At 61.0% G+C, this 6,545-nt stretch carries 7 protein-coding genes and 1 pseudogene; 2 read left to right on the top strand and 6 right to left on the bottom strand.

The window, feature by feature from the left end:
• Positions 1-140 precede the first annotated feature (140 nt).
• Positions 141-428, top strand: coding sequence for a hypothetical protein (locus NW858_RS12405; protein ID WP_414520615.1), 288 nt, complete (start codon positions 141-143; stop codon positions 426-428).
• Positions 429-568: 140 nt separating this feature from the next.
• Positions 569-1,003, top strand: a complete 435-nt coding sequence (locus tag NW858_RS12400; protein WP_414334038.1) for a hypothetical protein — start codon at positions 569-571, stop codon at positions 1,001-1,003.
• A gap of 42 nt (positions 1,004-1,045) precedes the next feature.
• Here the strand turns inward: NW858_RS12400 and ribB are convergent.
• The 6 genes and pseudogenes from ribB to argH form a co-directional block, all read right to left on the bottom strand.
• Positions 1,046-2,194, bottom strand: a pseudogene (gene ribB, locus NW858_RS12395) (3,4-dihydroxy-2-butanone-4-phosphate synthase); the annotation flags it as partial.
• A gap of 123 nt (positions 2,195-2,317) precedes the next feature.
• Positions 2,318-3,475 (bottom strand): molybdopterin-synthase adenylyltransferase MoeB, encoded by a 1,158-nt coding sequence (gene moeB, locus NW858_RS12390; protein ID WP_414334040.1) that lies wholly within the window; start codon positions 3,473-3,475, stop codon positions 2,318-2,320.
• Between the two features lie 2 nt (positions 3,476-3,477).
• A complete protein-coding gene (locus tag NW858_RS12385) occupies positions 3,478-3,759 on the bottom strand; it encodes a MoaD/ThiS family protein (RefSeq protein WP_414334041.1) in 282 nt (93 codons plus the stop codon).
• Between the two features lie 223 nt (positions 3,760-3,982).
• On the bottom strand, positions 3,983-4,471 hold the full coding sequence (locus tag NW858_RS12380; protein WP_414334043.1) for a M67 family metallopeptidase: 489 nt from the start codon (positions 4,469-4,471) through the stop codon (positions 3,983-3,985).
• Positions 4,472-4,620: 149 nt separating this feature from the next.
• On the bottom strand, positions 4,621-4,902 hold the full coding sequence (locus NW858_RS12375; protein WP_414334045.1) for a DUF6464 family protein: 282 nt from the start codon (positions 4,900-4,902) through the stop codon (positions 4,621-4,623).
• Positions 4,903-5,023: 121 nt separating this feature from the next.
• Positions 5,024-6,484, bottom strand: a complete 1,461-nt coding sequence (gene argH / locus NW858_RS12370) for an argininosuccinate lyase (RefSeq protein WP_414520614.1) — start codon at positions 6,482-6,484, stop codon at positions 5,024-5,026.
• Positions 6,485-6,545 lie beyond the last annotated feature (61 nt).

Raw genomic sequence — 6,545 nt, 5'->3', positions numbered from 1 at the left:
CTGATCAATCCATCCTGCTTCCGAAGTTGGTTTGCTAAGTGTTGCTACTGTACCCCTTGATTACTTAACAGGCTGTATCTGACTACGCCCGCGAAATTGCCCTGATTCGCCAATTGCCTCCCCACGCCTGTCTAGGGCTGGTGAGCATCAGCACCGCCCTCCTGGAAGTTGCCGAGGTGATTGTCCACAGCCTGCGGGGAGACCTGCTGGTGCTGACGGCGGTGATTTCCGATGCCGAGCGGGTGGGATCCCTGATCCGCCGCGCCCACACCCTCATCTGCGACGAGGCCAGCTACCCCACCCTGCGCGCCCTAGTGCGCCAAGCCCGACCCGACCTGATCCGCACGCCCCACCTGGTCTGCGCCGCCCCCCACATCGGAGAAGCAGCCATGGCCGAGCTGCGACGGGAATTGGGCCAGATCCCGTGAGGAGCAAGGGCGAGAAAACTCCTTAAGTCTTGTTGCAGGCAGGCCATTTCGCGGATGACGGGCTGTGCAATGGTGTGCTTAAGTGGAAATACGGTAAAAGCCACCCTAATCTGATCCATCGCTAATCAGTCTTTACACGTATGGTGATCCTCGACTACGCCGCCGCCGATCGCGACCATGTGGCGGTGACACGGGAAGGTTTCTGGGAAGCCATCCGCTTTCAGGGCCATTTTTACGTCTTTAACCGCAGCTTTTCTCGGCTGCAGGACGCCATCGACAGTTGCCGCTACGACATGGATCGCGGCTCCCTGATCAGCATTGTGGTGGTGCGATCCCAGAGCTACGAGGTGTGGTCGCAGGTGGGATCCGACATTCCCGTCTTGCCAAAGCCCCTCTTGAGCCCCACGGCCAGGGACTCTGTCTTGCCAGCGCGCCTGGCTCCATCTTTGCCCAAACGTCCTTCCTGGTCGTTCTGGCCTTGGGGATGCAAGGCTTATGGGGTCGAGGACGAACCGGCTGCACCGCGGCCCCTGTTCCACCACACCGCCCGGCCCTACAACGCTCTACAGGCTTAAGCCGGAATGGGTCGCGTTTTCTAGAGAACAGGATGGCTGCACGTGCAAATTGAGATCCGGCTCTTCCACCAGCAAGGGCACCCGCTCGGCCACTTCCAGGCCAAATCCTTTCAAGCCGCTGATGTGGCGAGAGGTGTTGCTGATCAAGCGCATTTGGCGCACCCCCACATCGCGTAGGATCTGGGCGCCAATGCCGTAATCGCGCAGATCCATCGCTGCCGGCGGCGTGGTTTCAGCTAGCCCCAGATCCTGCAGGGCATAGGACTGAATTTGCTGGATGAGGCTAAGCTCCTGCTCTTGCCGGCGCAGGTACACCAGCACCCCCTTGCCCTGGTGGTCGATCATCTTCAGGGCGGCGGTCAATTGGCGGCGGCAGTCGCAGCGCAGGGATCCCAGCGCATCCCCCAGGGGGCATTCCACATGCACGCGCACCAGGACGGGCTCGGCGGCAAATTGGGTCGGATCCCCCTTCACCAGCGCCAGGTGCTCCACCTGGTTGAGGCTGTCGCGGTAGCCGTAGACCTGAAACCGGCCAAACTCCGTCGGCAAGGTGGCAGTAGCCCCCCGATGCACCAGCCGTTCGGTGCGCAAGCGGTACTCGATCAGATGGGCGATGGTGATGATCTTCAAATTATGCTGGTGGGCGAACTCGACCAACTGGGGCAGGCGGGCCATCGAGCCATCCGGGTTTTGGATCTCGCAGATCACCCCTGCCGGGTACAGCCCGGCCAGCAGCGCCAGATCCACCGCCGCTTCTGTGTGGCCGGCCCGTTTGAGCACCCCGCCTTCCCGCGCCCGCAGCGGAAAGACATGCCCAGGGCGACGCAGATCTTCCGGTCGCGTATGGGGGTGGATGGCCGCCTGGATGGTGCGGGAGCGATCGGCGGCGGAAATGCCCGTCGAAACCCCTAACTCTGGCCCGGCGTCGATGCTGACGGTAAAGGCAGTCTGGTTGCTGTCGGTGTTTTGCCCCACCATCAGCGGGATCTTCAGCTCGTCCAGACGGGATCCCTGCATGGCTAGACAAATGAGGCCCCGCCCGTGGGTGGCCATGAAGTTGATCACCTCTGGCGTGGCAAACTGGGCAGCACAGATCAGATCCCCTTCGTTTTCCCGATTTTCGTCATCGACCACGATGACCATGCGACCACACTTGAGGTCTTCCAGGGCTTCGGGGATGGAGTGAAAGATGGTTTCTGTCTCTGCCGGCAAAGTGGCACTCATGGAAAAAGGGACGCAAAAGGGAGATATTGGGCACAGCCGGCTCTGGGCAGCGGAGCCATCATATCCTGGACCAGGGATCCGGAAGTTGTCTCAGTACTTGGGAATCGAGGGATCGTAAGCCTCAGCCCAGGCGAGGATGCCACCGCGTAGATTTTTCCCCGCGATCCCAGCAGTTTGTAGGATCTTCAAGGCCTTAGCCGAGCGCACTCCACTCTTGCAGTGGACGATCAGCTCCGAGCCATTGAGCAGCTTGCGCACCTGCTCCACCCCATCGCCATTTTCGATTTGCGGCAACGGGATCAGGTGGGCGCCAGGGATCCGACCGATCTCCCACTCGTTGGGGTTGCGCACGTCGATCAACACAAAATCTTTGCCGGCATCCATCCGCGCCTTCAGCTCGGCCACACTGATCTCCGGGATCTCCGCTTGGCTGGCTTGCGCTTGCGGGATCCCGCAGAACTGCTCGTAGTCGATAAGTTGAGTGATGGGCGGGGTGGCAGGGTTCTTGCGCAGCTTTAGCTCGCGGAAGCTCATTTTTAGAGCATCGTAGAGCAGCAGCCGCCCGCTCAGGGTCGTGCCGATGCCCAACAGGATCTTCACAGTCTCCGTAGCTTGAATGAGGCCGATGATGCCGGGCAGGATCCCCAGCACTCCCCCCTCGGCACAGGAGGGAACCAGCCCCGGTGGGGGTGGCTCGGGGTAGAGGTCGCGGTAGTTGGGCCCATCCTCGTAGTTGAAGACCGTCGCCTGCCCTTCAAAGCGGAAGATCGAGCCGTAGACATTGGGCTTGCCCGTCAGCACACAGGCATCGTTGACCAGGTAGCGGGTGGGGAAATTATCGGTACCGTCCACGATCACGTCGTAGTTGGCAAACAGCTCCAGGGCGTTGTGGGCCTTCAGAGCGGTGTTGTAAACGTCCACCTGGCAATAGGGGTTGATCTCCAGGATGCGGTTCTTGGCCGATTCCACCTTGGGCTTGCCCACCCAGGAAGTGCCGTGGATCACCTGCCGCTGCAGGTTCGACACGTCCACCACATCGAAATCGACGATGCCGATCCGCCCCACGCCGGCTGCCGCCAAGTACAGCAACAGGGGTGAGCCGAGGCCGCCTGTGCCGATGCAGAGCACCTTGCCCGCTTTCAGCCGCTTTTGTCCTTCCAGGCCCACCTCCGGCAGGATCAAATGGCGAGAAAACCGCTCCATCTCCTCGCGGGAGAGGCTGACTTGGCTGGTGTCCAGGTTCAGCATGGTCAAAGCCCTCCGGCAATAGCAGGAACAATGCTGATGACGGCTTGTTCTCCCACGGGGGTGTTGTCGCCTTGGGTCAAAGTGCGCACGTCCTCGTCATTGAGGTAAACGTTGACGAAATTGCGCAGCTTGCCGTCCTCGGTGTAGAGGTGGCGCTTCAGTTCGCCGTAGCGGGCGATGAGGTTGCGCATCACTTCGCCGACGTTGCTGCCCTCGATCTCAACAGCTTCCAGGTTGTCGGTGTAGGGGCGCAGGGGGGCGGGGATTAAGATTTTGGTTGCCATGGGAGTTCAGGGAAGGATTCTAGCGATCTCTGGTTCATTTTTGAGGTTCCGAGCCGATCTGGCGGACCTACCTGCTTGCAGTTATGTCACCTCTCCAGTTCAGACTACCGCTTTTCCGGCACCACTCACTCTCTCCACACCGGCTTGTCCAACCGGGATCGCAACGGAACTCAGCCCCAGATCTCACCTCAAGCTAGAAGATCAGGGCCACCGACGCCCGGCCCTAGCCGGCCAAAACTGGCAGCGCGGCAAGGGCCGCATCTTCCAAAATTTGCATCGGCTCCCGCTGGGGTTGCTCCTGCTCATCCAAAACCCAACTGACCACCTCTTCTGCTTTGCCCTCGCGCACACTGACGATCACACAGGAAAAGCCCCAAGGAAAGGCGTGCTGCCGATCGAACTCCGAGGGAATAGCCGCATGGTTGGGGTGAGAGTGATAGGTGCCCAGGATCCCCAACCCTCTGCGCACAGCATGGTCGTTGGCCCGCTTGAAAACTGCCGGCTCGATCAAGAAGCGGCGGCGGCTGGATTCTCCGTCTGCTAAGGGGTTTTCAGCTTGATCCCAGGTGTTGGCCGCCGGCCACAGCTCGTGGACGATCTTGTCCGATCCTTTGAGCTCGCCAATTAAAATGCCGCAGCCCTCGTAGGGAAAGGCCTGCTCGCCCTGCTGGCGGATGGCGCGAAGGTGCTCTGCCGAGAGGTGAAGGGCCATGAATCTCGCTTTTGTCGATGGAGTTACCGTTCTTTTATTGTGGCACAAATTGGCCGGGGATCCCTCAACTTGGCTACAGCGGGGTCCTCGACTCGACGCAGCTTGGGGGAGCGCGGCCCGATGGTGCCGACGCCAGCGGTCGGATCCCTCTAATGGAGCGACTCTAGAGTTGGAGCGGGTTTTGGAGCCGCGGCATAGTGGGGGCAGCCCTGGCACGGCCCCCGTGGATTGACGGCGCAGCGCAACCAAGCCGAGTGGGCGCTGAAAACACAGGTGGGATCCCCCAGAGGGGGGCCCAACTCCCCGGCCCGTTGACGGCGCAGCAGCACCACTTGTCGTCGCCAGTCCTGCAAAAATCGGCTGTAGGCGCGTTCTCGCCAGCGACGCTTGGCCGCATTTTCGAGGATATGGGCGGTGAGGTTATCCAACATGAAACGGTCACCCAGAGCAGAGGCCAACAAGCTGGGAATTGTGTTGGAGCGGCTCAGAACCTCAGGATGGCACACCCTGGCGAGGAAAACCCAAACATTGCCAATTCTCGTTGAGATAAGTTTAAATTTGTAGCCTTCCTTCCGAGGGCGCTGGCTGCTGGTGGCGGGCCTGGGCCTGTTGTAGGGCTTCCCGTACTACGGCAAAGCCCGTTCCTCCGGCGCTGCGCCGCGCCGCCACCACCTGGCGGGGATCGATGGCCGCCGCAATGTCCTCCTCAAAAGCCGGGTGGAAAGTTTTCCAGCGCTCCAAGGGCAGATCCTTTAGCAGGATCCCCTCTGCCAAACAAATGCGCACGATCTGGCCCACCAGGTCATGGGCAGCGCGAAAGGGGATCCCTTTGCGCACCAAGTAGTCGGCCACATCGGTGGCGTTGGAGAAATCCTCCTGCACAGCAGCGGCCATGCGCTCAGGCTGAAATTGGATCCCTTCCCGCAGCAGGATGGTCATCGCCTCCAGGCAGGCTTTTAAGGTCTCGACCGTATCGAATAGCCCCTCTTTGTCTTCTTGGAGATCTTTGTTGTAGGCCAGCGGCAGCCCCTTCAAGGTGACCAGCAAAGCTTGGAGATGGCCAAACACCCGCCCCGCCTTGCCGCGCACCAATTCCGGCACATCGGGGTTTTTCTTCTGGGGCATGAGGCTGGAGCCGGTGGCACAGGCATCGGTGAGGACGACAAAGCCGAACTCCTGCGAGGCCCAGAGGACAAGCTCTTCCGAGAGGCGACTGAGGTGAACCAAAATCAAGCTGGCGGCGGTGTGAAACTCCACCAGGTAGTCGCGGTCGCTGACGGCATCCAAGCTGTTGGCGCTGATGCGCTCAAATCCCAGCAGATGGGCAGTGAGCTGCCGATCGATGGGCAGGGAAGTGCCGGCCAAGGCCCCGGAGCCGAGGGGACAGACATTCACCTCTTCCCGCACCCGCCCCAGCCGTTGCCAGTCTCGCCAGAGCATTTCTTCATAGGCCAAAAGGTGGTGGGCCAGGCTGATCGGCTGAGCCCGTTGCAGATGGGTGTAGCCGGGCAGGATCGTCTCCAGATGCTGCTCGGCCAAGTCCAGCAAGACTCCCCGCAGCTCCCAGAGGGCCTGCCGCAGGTGATCGATGTGATCCCGCAGATAGAGGCGCAGATCGGTAGCCACTTGGTCGTTGCGGGAGCGCCCCGTGTGCAGTTTTTTGCCCACCTCCCCCACCAAGGCCACCAAACGGCGCTCGACGGCATAGTGGACATCCTCGGCCTCTGGATCGGGACGGAAGGTGCCGGCAGCCGCTTCCTGTTGGATCTGCTCCAGCCCCTGCCGGATCTGGTCGGCCTCTGGCCGGGTCAGAATGCCGCAAGCGGCCAACATCTGCACATGAGCCAGGGATCCGGCCACATCGTAGGGCAAAAGGCGGATGTCGAAGCCGATGCTGGCGTTGAAGCGGGCGATGGCAGGATGCAGGGATCCCTCAAAGCGCTGGCTCCAGGGGCGTGGGGTAACCGTCGCTGTCGGCTCAGAACTGGGAGAATGGGGAGAAGGATTGACCACCGCTGCAGTTGTGGAAAAAATACAAAAATCAAGAACCGACGGCTAAAACCCCGCCGCCTCA

Source organism: Synechococcus sp. H55.10, assembly GCF_047502715.1.
Classification (GTDB): domain Bacteria; phylum Cyanobacteriota; class Cyanobacteriia; order Thermostichales; family Thermostichaceae; genus Thermostichus.
This window is presented reverse-complemented; position numbering and strand designations above follow the sequence as displayed.